The organism is uncultured Pedobacter sp., assembly GCF_913776295.1.
Classification (GTDB): Bacteria; Bacteroidota; Bacteroidia; order Sphingobacteriales; family Sphingobacteriaceae; genus Pedobacter.
In genome coordinates, this window is record NZ_CAJYOJ010000015.1 from 20,518 (window position 1) to 36,063 (window position 15,546).

General features: G+C 41.6%; 15 protein-coding genes and 1 riboswitch. Of the genes, 3 read left to right on the forward strand and 12 right to left on the reverse strand.

Going from position 1 to position 15,546, the window contains the following annotated elements:
* Positions 1-7 precede the first annotated feature (7 nt).
* On the reverse strand, positions 8-1,654 hold the full coding sequence (locus QZ738_RS03150; protein ID WP_293784443.1) for an ATP-binding protein: 1,647 nt from the start codon (positions 1,652-1,654) through the stop codon (positions 8-10).
* Positions 1,655-1,721: 67 nt separating this feature from the next.
* Entirely contained in the window at positions 1,722-1,919 is a 198-nt protein-coding gene (locus QZ738_RS03155; protein WP_293784446.1) for a hypothetical protein, read from the reverse strand.
* A gap of 377 nt (positions 1,920-2,296) precedes the next feature.
* Between QZ738_RS03155 and QZ738_RS03160 the strand changes: the two genes are divergently transcribed.
* Positions 2,297-3,358: a hypothetical protein gene (locus tag QZ738_RS03160; protein ID WP_293784449.1), complete on the forward strand. Its 1,062-nt coding sequence runs from the start codon at positions 2,297-2,299 to the stop codon at positions 3,356-3,358.
* Positions 3,359-3,493: 135 nt separating this feature from the next.
* Here QZ738_RS03160 and moeB read toward each other — a convergent pair whose 3' ends face one another.
* From moeB to thiS, 7 genes are read right to left on the reverse strand one after another with little or no spacing between them, the layout of a single operon-like run.
* The gene (gene moeB / locus QZ738_RS03165; RefSeq protein ID WP_293784452.1) at positions 3,494-4,525 is read right to left on the reverse strand and encodes a HesA/MoeB/ThiF family protein; all 1,032 of its coding nucleotides are present in this window, start codon (positions 4,523-4,525) and stop codon (positions 3,494-3,496) included.
* Positions 4,522-5,640: a 2-iminoacetate synthase ThiH gene (thiH, locus tag QZ738_RS03170; protein WP_293784455.1), complete on the reverse strand. Its 1,119-nt coding sequence runs from the start codon at positions 5,638-5,640 to the stop codon at positions 4,522-4,524. Before thiH ends, moeB begins: the two co-directional genes overlap by 4 nt.
* Positions 5,627-6,397: a thiazole synthase gene (locus QZ738_RS03175; protein ID WP_293784458.1), complete on the reverse strand. Its 771-nt coding sequence runs from the start codon at positions 6,395-6,397 to the stop codon at positions 5,627-5,629. Before QZ738_RS03175 ends, thiH begins: the two co-directional genes overlap by 14 nt.
* A gap of 12 nt (positions 6,398-6,409) precedes the next feature.
* Positions 6,410-7,045 carry a thiamine phosphate synthase gene (locus tag QZ738_RS03180; RefSeq protein WP_293784461.1) on the reverse strand — a complete coding sequence of 212 codons (636 nt, stop codon included), beginning with the start codon at positions 7,043-7,045 and terminating at the stop codon, positions 6,410-6,412.
* Positions 7,042-7,656 carry a thiamine phosphate synthase gene (locus tag QZ738_RS03185; protein WP_293784464.1) on the reverse strand — a complete coding sequence of 205 codons (615 nt, stop codon included), beginning with the start codon at positions 7,654-7,656 and terminating at the stop codon, positions 7,042-7,044. The genes QZ738_RS03180 and QZ738_RS03185 overlap by 4 nt, the downstream gene beginning before the upstream one ends.
* Before the next feature lie 6 nt (positions 7,657-7,662).
* The gene (thiC, locus tag QZ738_RS03190; RefSeq protein WP_293784467.1) at positions 7,663-9,546 is read right to left on the reverse strand and encodes a phosphomethylpyrimidine synthase ThiC; all 1,884 of its coding nucleotides are present in this window, start codon (positions 9,544-9,546) and stop codon (positions 7,663-7,665) included.
* Between the two features lie 11 nt (positions 9,547-9,557).
* A complete protein-coding gene (gene thiS / locus QZ738_RS03195; RefSeq protein ID WP_293784470.1) occupies positions 9,558-9,761 on the reverse strand; it encodes a sulfur carrier protein ThiS in 204 nt (67 codons plus the stop codon).
* A 65-nt stretch (positions 9,762-9,826) separates the two neighbouring features.
* Positions 9,827-9,915: riboswitch (TPP riboswitch) on the reverse strand.
* Between the two features lie 331 nt (positions 9,916-10,246).
* Between thiS and QZ738_RS03200 the strand changes: the two genes are divergently transcribed.
* Positions 10,247-11,545 carry a leucine-rich repeat-containing protein kinase family protein gene (locus QZ738_RS03200; protein ID WP_293784473.1) on the forward strand — a complete coding sequence of 433 codons (1,299 nt, stop codon included), beginning with the start codon at positions 10,247-10,249 and terminating at the stop codon, positions 11,543-11,545.
* A gap of 150 nt (positions 11,546-11,695) precedes the next feature.
* On the opposite strand, the gene QZ738_RS03205 is transcribed toward QZ738_RS03200, so the two are convergent.
* Positions 11,696-12,358, reverse strand: coding sequence for a DUF1349 domain-containing protein (locus QZ738_RS03205; RefSeq protein WP_293784476.1), 663 nt, complete (start codon positions 12,356-12,358; stop codon positions 11,696-11,698).
* 167 nt (positions 12,359-12,525) lie between these two features.
* Here QZ738_RS03205 and QZ738_RS03210 point away from each other — a divergent pair, with 167 nt between their 5' ends.
* Positions 12,526-13,092 carry a Crp/Fnr family transcriptional regulator gene (locus QZ738_RS03210; RefSeq protein WP_293784479.1) on the forward strand — a complete coding sequence of 189 codons (567 nt, stop codon included), beginning with the start codon at positions 12,526-12,528 and terminating at the stop codon, positions 13,090-13,092.
* Between the two features lie 156 nt (positions 13,093-13,248).
* Here the strand turns inward: QZ738_RS03210 and QZ738_RS03215 are convergent, their stop codons facing one another.
* Positions 13,249-14,115, reverse strand: a complete 867-nt coding sequence (locus tag QZ738_RS03215) for an aldose 1-epimerase family protein (RefSeq protein ID WP_293784482.1) — start codon at positions 14,113-14,115, stop codon at positions 13,249-13,251.
* Between the two features lie 125 nt (positions 14,116-14,240).
* On the reverse strand, positions 14,241-15,494 hold the full coding sequence (gene pepT / locus QZ738_RS03220) for a peptidase T (RefSeq protein WP_293784485.1): 1,254 nt from the start codon (positions 15,492-15,494) through the stop codon (positions 14,241-14,243).
* Positions 15,495-15,546 lie beyond the last annotated feature (52 nt).

The following is a 15,546-nucleotide window of genomic DNA, read 5'->3' on the forward strand; positions in this document are numbered from 1 at the left end:
AATACAATTAGGAAACCGGAAAAGAGATTTTGATTTTAAGCCCCTTTTCAACTTTGGTATCAAAGGTAATGGTACCACCAATCGCATCAATACGGGTTCCCGTATTGGTAAGTCCGTTGTTGGGTTGTATTTCACCCCTGATACCGATCCCATTATCAGTATAATAAATGTTTATTTTTTGCGCTGCCTGTTCAAACCTGATCACCACATCGCTTGCCTGGCTATGTTTACCCATGTTTACCATCAGTTCCTGAAGGATGTGTGCTATCTCATTTTTTGCCTGTTCGGAAACTTTTTCCCATAATGGAGCAGAATTGCCGACCAATATCACTTTGGTGCTTTCTGAAGCAAAGGATTGCAGCAGTTCGGATATTTTCTCGTTGAAAGGAAATTTTTTTGATCCCGGTATTTCATAAGAAATATCCCGCGACTGTTCATAAAGCGCTTCAATCTCATTAACTATAGGATGGTCTTTCAGCGTTTCCTGATTGTCGAGTTTGCTCATGATTCTGTACAATCCATTGGCAACCACATCGTGCACTTTTTGTGAAGTTTTGAGTTTGTTATCGCGGATGGTATTTTGTGCCTGAAGTTCTATCCGTTGTTTCCTTTTCTTATAAAGAATGGTTCCGGTAACCGATATTAAAACAATACCAAAAGCCAGAATGATGATTTGATATCTTTTACCATCATTGTCCTTTTGCAGCACCAGGTTGTCGGCTTTACTTTTTTCGGTTTCATAACGGATCAGTGCGAACTGGTTTTTGGCGGCGCTGCGTGCGGTTTGAATGCTATCGTTTAGTTTTTCGTAAACTTTGAAAAATGTTTTTGTTTCTTTAGGTGGACTTAGTTTGATCAGTTTCTGCAGGGCTTCCAGGCGATCATCCGGACTAGCTAATTTTTCTGCAATTTGATACATCTTTTTCGCATACATTAATGCTGAGTCTGGCTTCTTCTTCTCGTAGTAATCTGAAAGGTGAGCATAACTTGCATTTTGCCCCCATTGATCTTTTTCTATCTCGCGGATATGTAGTGCTTTTAAAAATTCAGGAGCTGCATTATAATTGGGATTTTGAAGCCATTTAGTTTTGGCAAGATTAGAAAGTACCCTAGCATATTCTTTTTTACTAGTGATTTTCTTTGAAATAATGCCCGAATAAATCTTGATTGAAGCATTGTAATTCCCTGCCTTCTGATAGGCCAATGCTTTGTTATTTAGGAACATTGATCTGAAGGAATTGTTATTTGAGAATTTGATAGCAAGTTCATGAAAATCTACGGCTTCGTTGTATTTCCTTAAATTAATGCTATTTAATCCAAGCTCATTATAATCAGATGATATACAGCTGAAATCTGTTTTTCGATCGTCATCTAAAAAGTTTAATGATGCAATTAAGCTTTCTTGAGCTCCAAAGTAATCCCCTGCGTCAGATTGCATAACGGCCATATAATTATAAGCCATAGCTACTTGTAGACTATCCTTAGGATTGGTAGTAACTTTACTAAAATAATAAAAAGCTGAATCAGTATTTTTGTTTAGATAAGACTCTGCGATACTATAATTAGTATCCTTAACGATATTTCTATTGTTGATGTCTTTTTTACAGGCAAGTATTGCTAAAACAAAGAATAAAAATGCGGACGATTTTTTCAAGATTGAGCTATTAATTAATCAAATATAAAAAAAGAAAGGCAGTTTTTAGGCTGCCTTTCTTTTTTTATTAAGGGTTTTTAGGTGGCACGTGAGCCCCTTCGCCTCCAGTATCGTCGCCTGGGTCTGTGTCTCCCGGGTCACCGTTATCATTAGGGTCGGTATCATTAGCGTTTACTACTGTACCACTGTTGTGGCCGCAATTGTTATTTGTATTTGCAGGCGTTGCCAGGCCAAGTAAAATGGCAATAAAAAGAGGTAAAAACATTTTGTCAAAAATTTTAGAATGAAATACTCGTAGTTCCCCACTCACCTTGAGTGGGGGCTGCTACATGGATTTCAGAAGGCCTTCTGAAAATTTTTGGGAAGTGTTCGAGTGTCTGTCGCGGGAGTCAATAACTGCTTCCCAAACCGGCTATTCACAACCGCGATTTCTACTCTTTTTTAACTTTTAATTCTTGCTTGGATTATCGTTTGAATCGTTGCTTGAATTAATTGTTGGGACAAATATCCAAGCTTCAAACTGCTAGTTTTCAGATAATTCCAAAGATTCTAAAGAATTCTTTTTAAATTCCAAGGAATTCCGGAAACCCGTAAAGATTCCAGAAATTCCATTTCTATTTTTACGCCTAAAATTTTTGAAAAATGCCTGAAGATTATCAAGACATAGTATTGGCTGCCTATAAAAAAATGAGAGATAATGGGAAGCTACATGCTATTTTGCCAAGAGAGACTACTACCAAATTAAGAAGTGCATGTTTAAATGTTTATGCAAACAGATATGACCCTAAGGATGCGGATGTACTTGCAATGTACTTTGATGTAGATAAAATTGGGGTCGATTTCCATAAAAAAATAATCGCTTCTGAGCCTGATGATTACAGAGCTCTTTGGAAACACATCAAAGGTGAAACAGAAACAACAGATGAAAGAAATAGTAATCTTTTAGCATGGTTAATAGATTTGGAACCTAGACCTAGAAGTTCTTATTATTATTCAAGTACTGAAAAAACAATTAAAATAGGTGGGGTACCTATAGATGAACTTTTTCCTTCTCCAACCCCGCCGGATAAGGATACCACAAAGCCCGACCCTAGACAACCTAGGGGACAAGTATATGTTCCAAAATTCTCCCAGCCTTATATCACTATTTTCTGCATCATTTTATTATTTGTTGGCACCACTTCTTTTGCGGTTTGGGAACGTAGGACCAAAATCAGGATGCCAGAACCAGATGAAAAATATATGTATTGGGATGAAGATCACTATGAGCCCATTAAGGATGGAAAACAAAACGTTGGTGCGCCAATCATTCCTTTAAATGAGAAAACGCTAAGGCAGCAACAGAAAATAACTTTACCCGATACCTTGACCAGTTATTCGATTGGTAAAGTGTGGTATAAAGGCCATGGAAAGGATCATGAGTTTTTTACTGATAGCGGTGCTTATCCTAAAGATTTACAAAGAGTGCTAAAACCACTCACCAGTAACATTTTAACTAAATATACTTCTAATGACAGGTATATGCTTACTCGTTTAGTGTGGTTTATATGTGCAGCTTTTTTTGTAGGCCTTTGTGGTTTTGCTGCGAGTAAGATGGAGAAAGAAGAAAAATTACCGACGAAACAGGGAGGTGCAGCTGATACAGGTCCAAAGGTAACAGAAACTGTAGATAGAATAAATGAAACTGAATTAGAACCCGCATAGAATGTACCAGCATACAAAGGGTAGAGCGACTTGAAAAAGATATTTTCAAGTATTAGGATAATCACCTGGCTTTGGGTCATACGCTCATATTTTAAGCGTTCATGGTCCGGAAATTCGTTGCACTGGATTGAGCTTTTATCGTAACGGATCAATTAAACCATACACTTCCCCCTCATATATACCCTTTAATAACCGCACCGCCATTTTACTCCTTTGCCCGGTTTGGCAATAACAAACCACTTTTTTATGTTTTGGAATAGCGGTGAGCGAATTTTTTAGTTCATATAAGGATATGTTTACCCCGCCCATATTGTTTTCTTCATGTTCATAATCTTCGCGTACATCAATTAAAAAAACTTTATCAGGCGATTCAGAAAGCCATTGATCCAAAGTGGCCTTGTCAATTTCCTGTATTGCCTTCGTTTCGGATGTAATGATTGTTGTTTGCCTTTCGGAAGCAATTTTATATACGGATATTCTGTTGGTCAAGGCATCGATCGTCATCAATTTCCCAGAAAGCGTTTCGCCGATGCTGCAAATTAGTTTAATGGCTTCATTGGCCATATATAATCCGATAATTCCGGGTAAAATTCCGATTACGCCGCCTGCTACACAATTCATACTTTCGGCTGGCGGTGCCGGGTAAAGGTCTCTGTAATTAGCGCCACCTTGATGATTGAACACCGCAACTTGTCCTTCAAAAGCCAGGATGGAGCCGAATACCAAGGTTTTGCCTAAGCTTATACAGGTATCGTTCACCAGGTACCGTGTGTTAAAATTATCAGAGCAATCCATCACCAGATCATATTCCTGGCAGATAGATATTGCATTTTCTGCAGTAAGGCGTTCGTTATAAGCCGTAAAATTTACGTGTGGATTAAGCAATGCAAGTTTAGTAGCCGCTACCTTTGCTTTTGCCAGGCCAATATCGTTATCGTTATATAAAATCTGCCGGTGCAGGTTGCTTAACTCCACTGCATCATCATCTACAATACCTATTTTGCCCACGCCTGCTGCGGTGAGGTATTGTAATATAGGGCAGCCCAGGCCACCGGCACCGATAACCAATACTTTGGCCGCCTGCAGCTTTTCCTGTCCCTCCAGGCCCAGTTCGGGCAAGATCATTTGGCGGTTATAGCGGTTTAATTCTGTTTTAGCTAACATCATTGACGGATTAAACTCCTGTCCCAATCTTTCCAGATGGGTTCATAACCTTGTTTTCTGATCATGGCAGCAATTTCCTGTGCCGATCGCTCATCAGATATTTCGAACTGCTCCAAAGATTGAGGCGCTACTTTGTAACCGCCCGGATTGGTTTTAGAACCCGCGCTAATGGCCGTAATCCCCAGTTTAATAATATGGTTCCGGAAATTTTCTGTCTCGCGGGTGGAGATAGACAGTTCCACTTCACTGTTAAATAACCGATAGGCACAGATCAGCTGTACCAGTTCCTTATCATTCATCACCACTTTAGGCTCCAAACCGCCACTAAATGGCCGCAACCTTGGAAAGGAGATGCTGAATTTACTCTGCCAATACTGTTTTTCGAGGTAAGATAAATGTAGGGCCGTAAAAAATGAATCTGTTCTCCAGTCTTCGAGGCCAATGAGCACGCCGAGCCCCATTTTATGGATGCCAGCCTGCCCCAAACGGTCTGGAGTTTCTAAGCGGTATAAAAAGTTAGCTTTTTTGCCTTTCGGGTGGTGTTTTCGGTAATCGTCCTGATGATAGGTTTCCTGGTAAACGAGTACCGTATTTAAGCCGTGTGGAATGAGTGTCTGATAGTCTTCCACATCCAAAGGCTGTACCTCCATGGCGATATGGGCAAAATGTGGACTGATGAGATCCAATACTTTTTTAAAATAACCGGTGTGTACCGTTTGGTTGGCTTCGCCCGTTACCAGTAATACGTGGTCGTAACCCATACCTTTAATTACGGCCACTTCCTGCATAATTTCCATGGGGCTAAGGGTCCGGCGTCGCACTTTATTATCGTAACTGAAGCCGCAATAGGTGCAGATATTATTACACTCATTAGAGAGGTAAAGCGGAATATACATTTGGATGGTCCGGCCAAAGCGATCTAAGGTTAAACGCTGGCTGATCTGCGCCATATCTTCGAGATAGGGCAATGCGGCGGGCGAGATCAAGGCTTTAAAATCTTCCAGTGTCCGCTGCGGATTGCTCAAAGCCTGCTCTACATCTGCTGCTGTTTTGTCGTAAATACTGGCTTTGGTATCGTCCCAATTGTAGGACTCAAATACTTCGTTAAAACTCTTCATCTAGAAATGCGGTTAATGGACTGCTTGCCGTAGCGTAATGTTGTTGGGTACCCAATTTAGATTCGAAGGCCATTCTGCCGGCTTCAACAGCCAGTTTAAAAGCTGTCGCCATATCAGTTGGGTTTTTAGCAATGGCAATCGCAGTATTCACTAAAACGGCGTCTGCCCCGATTTCCATCGCTTTTGCAGCGTCAGAGGGTGCACCAATGCCTGCATCTACAATTACCGGTACCCGGCTCTGGCTGATGATGATCTCCAGAAAATCGATTGTTCTTAAGCCTTTGTTGCTGCCAATTGGCGATCCTAAGGGCATTACTGCTGCGGTTCCCACATCTTCCAAACGTTTGCATAAAACGGGATCGGCATGGATGTATGGCAGCACTACAAAACCAAGTTTAACCAGTTCTTCGGTCGCTTTTAACGTTTCGATCGGATCGGGCAGAAGATATTTGGGATCCGGATGGATTTCCAGCTTGATCCAGTGGGTTTCCAGGGCTTCCCGTGCCAGTTGAGCGGCAAAAACGGCTTCTTTTGCATTACGCACACCAGAAGTATTGGGCAATAAATTAATGTGCGGGTATTTAAGGTGATGAAGGATATCATCATCTTTGCTTTTTAGATCTACCCGTTTGAGGGCCACCGTCACCAGTTCGGAACCCGAAGCAATGATAGCATTTTCCATCTCTTTTGCCGAACTGAATTTTCCGGTTCCGGTAAAAAGGCGTGAACTAAAGGTTTGATCTGCTATAGTTAACATATCTGTCATTTTTTAAATCGAATGAATATTGAATTTGCTGTTGATCTCATCAAGAACCGCAGCTGTTTGTGTTTGGTTGGTGAGTGCCGCTGATAGGGCAATTCCGTAAATTCCGGTTTCGAGTATAGCCGGAATATCTGCTGTTTCGATACCGCCAATGGCAATTATAGGTGTACTGATTCCGGCTTTCCTTACTTGATCCATCAACTTCTGGTAACCTTCCAGGCCTACAACAGGACTTAGATTTTCTTTTGTTCGCGTAAACCTGAAAGGCCCCAGGCCAATATAATCTGCTCCTTCAGCTACCCTTTGCTGGATATGTTCGAAAGTATTTGCCGTACCTCCGATGATCTGGTGTTTAGCGATAATTTTTCGCGCTTCGGGAATAGGCATATCCTGCAGGCCTAAATGCACGCCATAACTGTTTACGGCTTTTGCCAGGTGCGGGTAATCATTGATAATCAGTTTGGCCCCGTAGCTTTCGCATAAAGCCTGTGCAGTTTTTGCAAAAGGCAGGATTTCGGCTTCTGCCTGGTTTTTAATGCGGAGCTGGATCCACTTTCCACCGGCCCGGAGTACCTGCTCAATGGCATCAATATGGTTGCCTGTTTTAGGGGATTGCGAGATGTATTGGATGTGCTGAATCATAATGGTATGGTTAAATTTTCTTCATAAGCAAGGCATTTTGCCTGTGCTTTTTTAAAATTAGTCAGGGCTTGCGAAGGATCGCTCCAGATGCAGCCCAGTAGCGCAACACCATCGAAAGCCATTGCCTTTACCTTATCGATTTCGGTTAAGCCGATGCCGCCAAGGGCGATGATTTTAGGTTTGGCAGACTGTTTTCCCAAACGGAAATCTGGCGGAATTATACCCCGGTAACCAGACTTGGAAAGGCTATTGAACACCGGACCAAAAAAACTGTAATGGTATTGCCCGATCTGAGTGCTATCATCCAGGTGATGGATAGAAGTGCTTAAAATTTGGCTTTCGGGCAATTCTACATTATTCCTTTCCTTCCTGAAACTTTCGGTATGGTGGATGCGATGGATATGGTAATTATTAGCAAGCGAATGGAAATGATGCAAAGCAATCCGTGGATGATATCCGGTTGAAATACCATCCATAAATTTACGATGTGCAGTTTCATCTGCGGCTGGTTTACGCAAATGGAAAATGCTTAAACCGGCTTCGAAAAGCTGGTTAACGAAGTGGCATTCTGCTTTAAAAAAGTCGGGCCTGGAGATTACGATCAGTTCCATGACAGGCTAAGAATAAATTTCACTTCCTTTTTCGGTAAACTCTTTCGATTTTTCCTGCATCCCTTTGGTCAAAGCTTCGTTTGCTTCTACCCCTTGTTGTGCGGCATATTCACGTACATCCTGCGTAATTTTCATCGAACAGAAATTTGGTCCGCACATGGAGCAGAAATGCGCAATCTTTGCGCCTTCTGCCGGCAAGGTTTCATCATGGAATTCTTTTGCCGTATCCGGATCGAGCGAGAGATTAAACTGGTCTTCCCACCTAAATTCGAACCTTGCCTTGCTTAAAGCATTGTCGCGGTATTGTGCGCCGGGGTGTCCTTTGGCCAGATCGGCCGCATGTGCGGCAATTTTATAGGTAATCACACCATCTTTAACATCTTTTTTGTTTGGCAGGCCTAAATGTTCTTTAGGCGTAACATAACACAACATTGCTGTTCCATACCAGCCAATCATGGCTGCGCCAATAGCCGATGTAATGTGGTCGTAACCCGGAGCAATATCGGTAGTTAGCGGACCCAAAGTATAAAATGGCGCCTCAGCACAATGTTCGAGCTGTTTTTCCATATTGGCTTTAATCAGGTGCATGGGTACATGGCCAGGTCCTTCGATAATGGTCTGGACATCGTGTTTCCAGGCAATTTTGGTCAGTTCACCAAGTGTTTCGAGTTCCGAAAACTGTGCGGCATCGTTTGCATCTGCAATACAGCCCGGCCTTAAACCATCGCCTAATGAAAAAGCCACGTCATAAGCTTTCATGATTTCACAGATCTCCTCAAAATGGGTATAAAGGAAATTTTCTTTGTGGTGGGCCAGGCACCATTTGGCCATAATGGATCCTCCCCGTGAAACAATTCCGGTGATTCGTTTGGCTGTTAAAGGCACGTATCGGAGCAGTACGCCTGCATGGATGGTAAAATAATCAACGCCTTGTTCGGCTTGCTCAATCAAGGTGTCGCGGAAAATTTCCCAGGTGAGGTCTTCCGCTTTTCCATTTACTTTTTCGAGGGCCTGATAAATGGGAACGGTACCGATGGGAACCGGCGAGTTACGGATAATCCATTCGCGGGTTTCGTGGATGTTTTTTCCTGTAGAAAGGTCCATAATCGTATCTGCACCCCAACGGCAGGCCCATACGGCTTTTTCTACTTCTTCTTCAATGGTAGAGGTAACCGCAGAATTACCAATATTGGCATTGATCTTTACCAGAAAGTTACGTCCGATAATCATCGGTTCGAGTTCAGGGTGGTTGATATTGCATGGAATTACTGCCCGTCCGGCAGCCACTTCATCCCGCACAAATTCTGGTGTAATGAATCCTCTAGGGGTATTGGCTCCAAAACTATTGCCCTGATGCTGATGGTTCATAACCTCATGCTGCCCGCCCAATTGCGCATTCAGCAATTCGATCTGCTGATTTTCCCTGATAGCAATGTATTCCATTTCGGCGGTAATGATGCCTTTTTTGGCATAATGCATTTGTGATACATTGGCACCTGCTTTTGCCCTGTAAGGTTTTTTGATAAAATTGAAGCGTAAGGCATCCAGTTTTTCATCGGCTAGCCGTTGCTGCCCGTAAACCGACGATAATTGTGAAAGCTCTTCAACATCAAGTCTGTCTTTAATCCACTGCTCTCTTAAACGCGGAAGGCCTTTCCTTACGTCAATAACCGCATTCGGGTCGGTATAGGGGCCACTGGTATCATAAACCGTTACCGGTGGATTTGGCTCGGTTAAACCAAAGCTGTTATGGATTTTAGTGTCCGTCAGGCTGATTTCACGCATGGCCACCTGGATATTGTGGATTTTACCTGGCACAAATATTTTTCGTGAAGCCGGAAACGGATTGCGGCTGATGATTTCCTGATCTGGAATTTTTTCTGTTTTCATGTGAGATGATTTTATCCGCCCTGAGTGGCTTTAATGAGTATAATCTGATCGCCGGGATTTAGCACATAGGTATTCCAAACCGATTTGGAAATGATGGTTTGGTTAACCGCGATGGCCAGGCCATTCGTTTCGGTTGAAATGATGGCAGCCAGCATCTGTTCGATGGAACAGGATTCGTGAAGTTGGTAGTGTTGATTATTTATAGTTACTTCCATATTAAAAAAAATTGGAAAAACTATAGAGATTGCCCCAAAATGGAGATCGAAAAGACAGCAATGATAAGATTGCTTTCACTTTTCCCTTCGGCAGTACTAACTGCATCAGGTTCAAAGGGTATTTCTCAGCACGTAGGCACCCCTAAAGTTTTTTTGTAAATATAGGCGATTAAATTTTTAATGCCAATAAAAATTGATGTATAGATTTTGTTTATAACTAAGTTGGATATAATAATTAATGACTATATCGTATTTTTTCTTGCTGAACATAGTGGGGAGCCAGGAGTAGGCTATGCGAGGCAATCCATCATTAATGAGCAAGAAATTACAAACCTATTCAATCAAGATCCCTGATTGTACTCAGGATTGACAATTTTTAAGAATAAAACAAGTAATTTCAGCCTTTCAGCCCTTCCCTCCCACTTCTGCCAGAAAACTTCAAACCAAATCCTTTATCTTCGGTCCAAATTATAAAACCAATATCTATGCAAAGCTTGTTAGCGCTTCGAAATGGCGAACTAAAAGGCGCTGTATCCTTAAAACTTTCTGAAAACCTGACCGAGTTCCCAAAGGAAATATTTGAACTTGCTGATACTTTGGAAGTGCTGGATTTATCTTTTAACAAATTAAATGCATTGCCGGCAGATTTCGGCCGGTTAAAAAAGCTGAAGATTTTTTTCTGTTCCGAAAACCTTTTTACGGTTATGCCCGAGCAATTGGCCGATTGCCCTTTGCTTGATATTGTGGGTTTTAAATCTAACCAGATCATATCGGTGCCAGCTAAATCCCTGAATCCTAATCTCCGCTGGCTGATTTTAACAAACAACAATATTGCCGAATTACCCAAAGAAATAGGTCTGTGCGGCAGGATGCAAAAGCTGATGTTATCGGGTAACCGTTTATCGGCGCTGCCCAAAGAATTAAGCAATTGCAGGAATCTGGCTTTATTGCGGATCGCAGCCAATAAACTTCAGGAATTACCATGGTGGATTACACAATTGCCAAAATTATCGTGGATTGCCTTTTCGGGCAATAATTTTAGCAAAACACCTGCTGTTGAAACACTTTCACTGATCAATTGGCATGATTTAGAAGTCAGCCATTTATTGGGCGAGGGTGCTTCGGGCATCATTTCGAAGGCAAACAGAACCATTGGTGATGAAACCCGTGAAGTGGCCGTTAAAATATTTAAGGGCAAGGTAACGAGCGACGGTTTGCCGGAAGATGAAATGAGCGCTTATATTGCCGCAGGATACCATCCCGGCCTGGTTAATTTAATCGGGCAGATTGCCCTTCATCCGGAAGATAAAAAAGGATTGGTGATGGACCTGATTCCGCATCATTTTTATAATCTGGGCCTTCCGCCGAGTTTAGAAAGCTGTACCAGGGATGTTTTTCCTCCTGAACGAAAACTTTCCGAAAAACAGATTACCGGCATTGCCAAAACGATTGCCTCATTAGCTGCCCAATTGCATGAAGCAGGCATAATGCATGGCGATTTATATGCGCACAATACTTTGATTGATGACGAGGGCCACACCTTGTTTGGCGATTTTGGTGCTGCCAGCTTTTACGATAAAACAGCTGAGGCTGCCGCTGTGCTTGAGCGGATAGAAGTAAGTGCTTATGGATACCTGCTGGATGATTTACTTTCTTTAAAAAACGAAACAGTAAGTGAGGAGGTTTATACGGCTATCAGCGAAATTAGGAATACCTGTTTAAATCCGGTGCCTTTGGAGCGGCCAGCTTTTCAGGAATTGGTTGATCAGTTGGTCAAGATCTGAGAATAATAGATGATTAATTTAAGTTTATAGAAAAATCGTCATCCCGACTGGAGCAAAGCGAAATGGAGAGACTTATAATCAAGTTAAAAAATTCTCCCCGCCTGTACGGGCGGCGCTACGGTCGAAATGACAACCACTTGATAAAAAATATCAATGCTGTTGTTTTTTTGCCCAATCCAGCCGGCGCTGATCAGGTGTGGTGGTCACCTTAAAATTTTCGAAAGTAGCGTTAAAACCCTTGCCATCCGGGCACGCCGCCACCAGGCCCACCATTACAGGTGCATTGTCTTTAAAATAACAGGTGCGTAACATGGTATATTTTTGATCATCAAATGAATAGAAAATCTCGACTGCGTCCAGTTTTCGAACGGCTTTCATCCAGATTGATGCAGGGGCTTTTTCCAGTTCTACTACACTCCAGTCGCTGGTTTTATGTGTTACCACAGCACTTACGTGCTGTTTTCCATTTACAAACTCAACCCCGGCCTTTATCCATTCTTCTTCATTAATGCGGAGCATTAGTCCCATCTGATCAAAAGTGGTTACATAATTTCCCGTGATTTTTACTTTTACCTCAAATTCACCGCCATAAGTAGCGTAATAAAAAGGGGCATCATCAACGGTAAAACCATAGTGTGATATCCGCCAGTAATCGGTTTTGGCCGGAACAAACATGCTAAAGGTGTTTTTATCCCTGATCTCCCATTTTTCAGGTTCGTTAAACCAGTTCATTTTGGCTAAACTTTGGGCATGCGCGTTTGGAATAAATAAATAAGATAATGCGGCAATTAATGCTGGAAATTTAAGTTTCATCTGTGTGTTCGTATGTGTGTTGCTGCAAACATAAAACAGGAAAGAAATTTAGGAAAGGACATACATCACTATTTTAGTGTGATGATGATCACGCAAATATTGGGTCAAAACAAGAATATCAGGTTTAAAAATCTTGAATAAACAGTACATTTGTTTGCATCAGACACATGGAACTAGATTTTTTAAGAGCGCATATCCATCAGATCGTTTGTTTAACAGATGAAGAATTTGATTATGCTGCATCTTTTTTTACGAGGCGGAAATACAAAAAACACCAGTATATTATCCAGTCAGGTGATACGGCCAGTCAGGAACATTTTGTGGTAAAGGGCATTGTTAAATCTTCATACACCGACCATGAAGGAAAAGAATATATTTTACAGTTGGCTATGGAAGAGTGGTGGTTTTCTGATCCAAATGCTTTTAATACGGGGATGCCGGCAACCTTAAATGTCGATTGCATTGAAGACACAGATACACTTTCCATCTCTTTTGAAAATAAAGAAAAGCTCTGCGCCTCTTCCCGCAAAATGGAGTATTTTTTCAGGAAAAAATATACAACCGGCAATATGGCCTTACAAAAAAGGGTATTGGCTTTATTAAGCAACAATGCCGCCGAGCGTTATAAGCAGTGGCGTAACCAATACCCATCTTTACAGAAAAGAATTCCGAAAACCCTTATTGCTTCTTATCTTGGGGTAACAAGGGAAACTTTAAGCAGGTTATCGCTTTAAAATTTTTAGTTGTTTTTGGTGGCTCCATTTTCCGGCGCAAAGGTTGCAAAAGAAAGTTTGGACGACACAAAGTGGTAGCCTATCGGAGATCATGATCTAACTGCTGATTTCAGATCAAACTCACGGTTCTGATGCATCCCGATTAAGCAATCCAATTTAAAAACATTCTACTTCCCAAAACCGCGACCAGGTTCCACCTGCATCAAGTTTTATGATGCCCTCTTTAGCTGACAGCTCCTGGTTATGATTAATTCCATCGGCCACTCCGCACCAAGGTTCTAAACATACAAAAGGCGCATCTGGCGCAGCCCATATCCCGAAATAAGGAAACTTTTCAAAATGGAAGTGTAGGCCGTGATCGTTTTTGCTGTTCAGTAAACTAATACAATTACTCTGCAGGTTCTTAAAAACCAGCGCATCGTTATAAAACAGCTCGTGTGTAAGCTTTAGCTTATGTGCGTTAAGTTCAATATTTTCAGTTTCGTTGGCCACCAGGCCGTCTGCCAGTTTCCAGAAAGTTAATTTTTGATCGGCATTAAAGGTCAGGTAATAATCTTCGTAAACGGTATCGGGCGTATTGGGAACCGCAAATGCCGGGTGTGCGCCAATCGAGAATAAAAGTTCACTGGTACCGGTATTTTTTACCTCGTAGGTTAACTTCAGCTTGCTGTCTGTTAACTGATACCTTAGTTTCAGCTCGAAATAGAACGGATATCCTTTTAAGGTATCTGCATTTTGGGTTAACGTAAAAACACCCTCTCCTTCACTTATTTTTTCAAAATTAAAAACATGATCCCGGGCAAAACCATGACGGGGCAATTCATAGTGCTCGCCCTGGTAAATAAAGCTGTTGTTTTTTAATGAGCCAACAATAGGAAACAACACAGGGCTATGTTTTGCCCAATACTTGGGGTTGGCATTCCATAAATATTCAAGTTTGGTTTCTTTACTAAATAAACCTTGAATTTCTGCGCCTTTAGCCGCCAGGCTAACCTTTATATAGTCGTTTTCGAGAGTTATCATTACAGGTTAAAATTAGCAAAATTTGTGCTTTGAAGCTATCTTTTGTTAAAAAATGAATCCCACCGGATTTGGCGTTTAGCGATGGATATTTGGTGTTATTATGACTCCAAACACCCGGCTTCAAACTAACCCTTCTCCTCCCAAATGCAGGCAATATTAATAATGGTTTGTACAGCCTTTTCCATATCCTGTACGCTTACCCATTCCTGCTTGCTATGAAAAGCATGTTCTCCGGCGAAAATATTGGGGCAAGGTAAACCCATATAAGAAAGTCGCGAGCCATCGGTACCACCACGGATGCTTTGTTGTTTGGGTACTACGCCAGCCCTTTCAATGGCCTCAACACCATATTGTACAATTTTAGGGTGCTGATCCAATACCTGTTTCATGTTGCGGTATTGTGCTTTAACAGTAAGCTGATAGGTTGATTTCGGATAGTTAGCCATTACATTCCTGACAGTCTCTTCCAGAAACTGGCTGTGCTCGGCTAATTGTTCATCGGTAAAATCCCTGATGATAAACAGTGCTTCTGCCTCTTCTACCTGTCCGGTTATACTTACCGGGTGGATAAAACCTTCCTTTTGATGGGTAGTCTCTGGAGTAAGGGTATCTTTTGGCAGCGAATCTAAAATTTGGGCAAGGATCTTAATGGCACTTTCCATTTTTCCTTTTGCGAAGCCCGGGTGTGTACTCACCCCATAAATTTTGAGGGTTGCCCCGTCCGCAGAAAAAGTTTCGTCTTCAATAGATCCGAGTGTTTCCCCATCAATCGTATAACCAAAATCGGCTCCTAATTTCTTTAAATCTACTTTGTCTACACCTCTGCCTATTTCTTCATCAGGGGTAAAAAGAAGCTTTATAGTCCCGTGTTTAACTTCAGGATTTTTCATTAAAAAAGCTGCTGCTTCCATAATTTCGGCTAATCCCGCTTTATTATCTGCCCCTAATAAAGTTGTACCGCTTGCGGTGATAATATCATTGCCAATCTGCTGTTCCAGGTCTTTGTGTTCAGAAAGTTTGATTACAATCTGGTGATCATCAGGCAGAATCAAATCTTGCCCTTGATAATGATTATGAATGATCGGTTTGACATTTTCACCACTGCAATCAGGTGATGTATCCATGTGCGAACAAAAGAAAATCACCGGTAACGATTTATGTGTATTTGATGGAATTGTACCATACACGTAACCATTATCATCGATTTCGGCATCGTAAACGCCAATTTCCAGTAATTCCTGAACCAATACTTTACCCAGGTTCTTTTGTTTCAGGGTTGAAGGGCAGGTGGGAGAATTTGGATCGGATTGGGTATCAATTTTTGCATATTTGATAAACCGCTGCTCGAGCGATTGGTTTAAGTTGACGTATGTACTCATAAATCAAAGGTAAAAGTTAAAGATATTCGATAAACATATTATTTTTGTAAAA

Coding starts and splice junctions, on each gene's coding strand:
- QZ738_RS03155 (WP_293784446.1), bottom strand. CDS start 1,919: ATGTTTTTACCTCTTTTTATTGCCATTTTACTTGGCCTGGCAACGCCT.
- QZ738_RS03160 (WP_293784449.1), top strand. CDS start 2,297: ATGCCTGAAGATTATCAAGACATAGTATTGGCTGCCTATAAAAAAATG.
- moeB (WP_293784452.1), bottom strand. CDS start 4,525: ATGATGTTAGCTAAAACAGAATTAAACCGCTATAACCGCCAAATGATC.
- thiH (WP_293784455.1), bottom strand. CDS start 5,640: ATGAAGAGTTTTAACGAAGTATTTGAGTCCTACAATTGGGACGATACC.
- QZ738_RS03175 (WP_293784458.1), bottom strand. CDS start 6,397: ATGTTAACTATAGCAGATCAAACCTTTAGTTCACGCCTTTTTACCGGA.
- QZ738_RS03180 (WP_293784461.1), bottom strand. CDS start 7,045: ATGATTCAGCACATCCAATACATCTCGCAATCCCCTAAAACAGGCAAC.
- QZ738_RS03185 (WP_293784464.1), bottom strand. CDS start 7,656: ATGGAACTGATCGTAATCTCCAGGCCCGACTTTTTTAAAGCAGAATGC.
- thiC (WP_293784467.1), bottom strand. CDS start 9,546: ATGAAAACAGAAAAAATTCCAGATCAGGAAATCATCAGCCGCAATCCG.
- thiS (WP_293784470.1), bottom strand. CDS start 9,761: ATGGAAGTAACTATAAATAATCAACACTACCAACTTCACGAATCCTGT.
- QZ738_RS03200 (WP_293784473.1), top strand. CDS start 10,247: ATGCAAAGCTTGTTAGCGCTTCGAAATGGCGAACTAAAAGGCGCTGTA.
- QZ738_RS03205 (WP_293784476.1), bottom strand. CDS start 12,358: ATGAAACTTAAATTTCCAGCATTAATTGCCGCATTATCTTATTTATTT.
- QZ738_RS03210 (WP_293784479.1), top strand. CDS start 12,526: ATGGAACTAGATTTTTTAAGAGCGCATATCCATCAGATCGTTTGTTTA.
- QZ738_RS03215 (WP_293784482.1), bottom strand. CDS start 14,115: ATGATAACTCTCGAAAACGACTATATAAAGGTTAGCCTGGCGGCTAAA.
- pepT (WP_293784485.1), bottom strand. CDS start 15,494: ATGAGTACATACGTCAACTTAAACCAATCGCTCGAGCAGCGGTTTATC.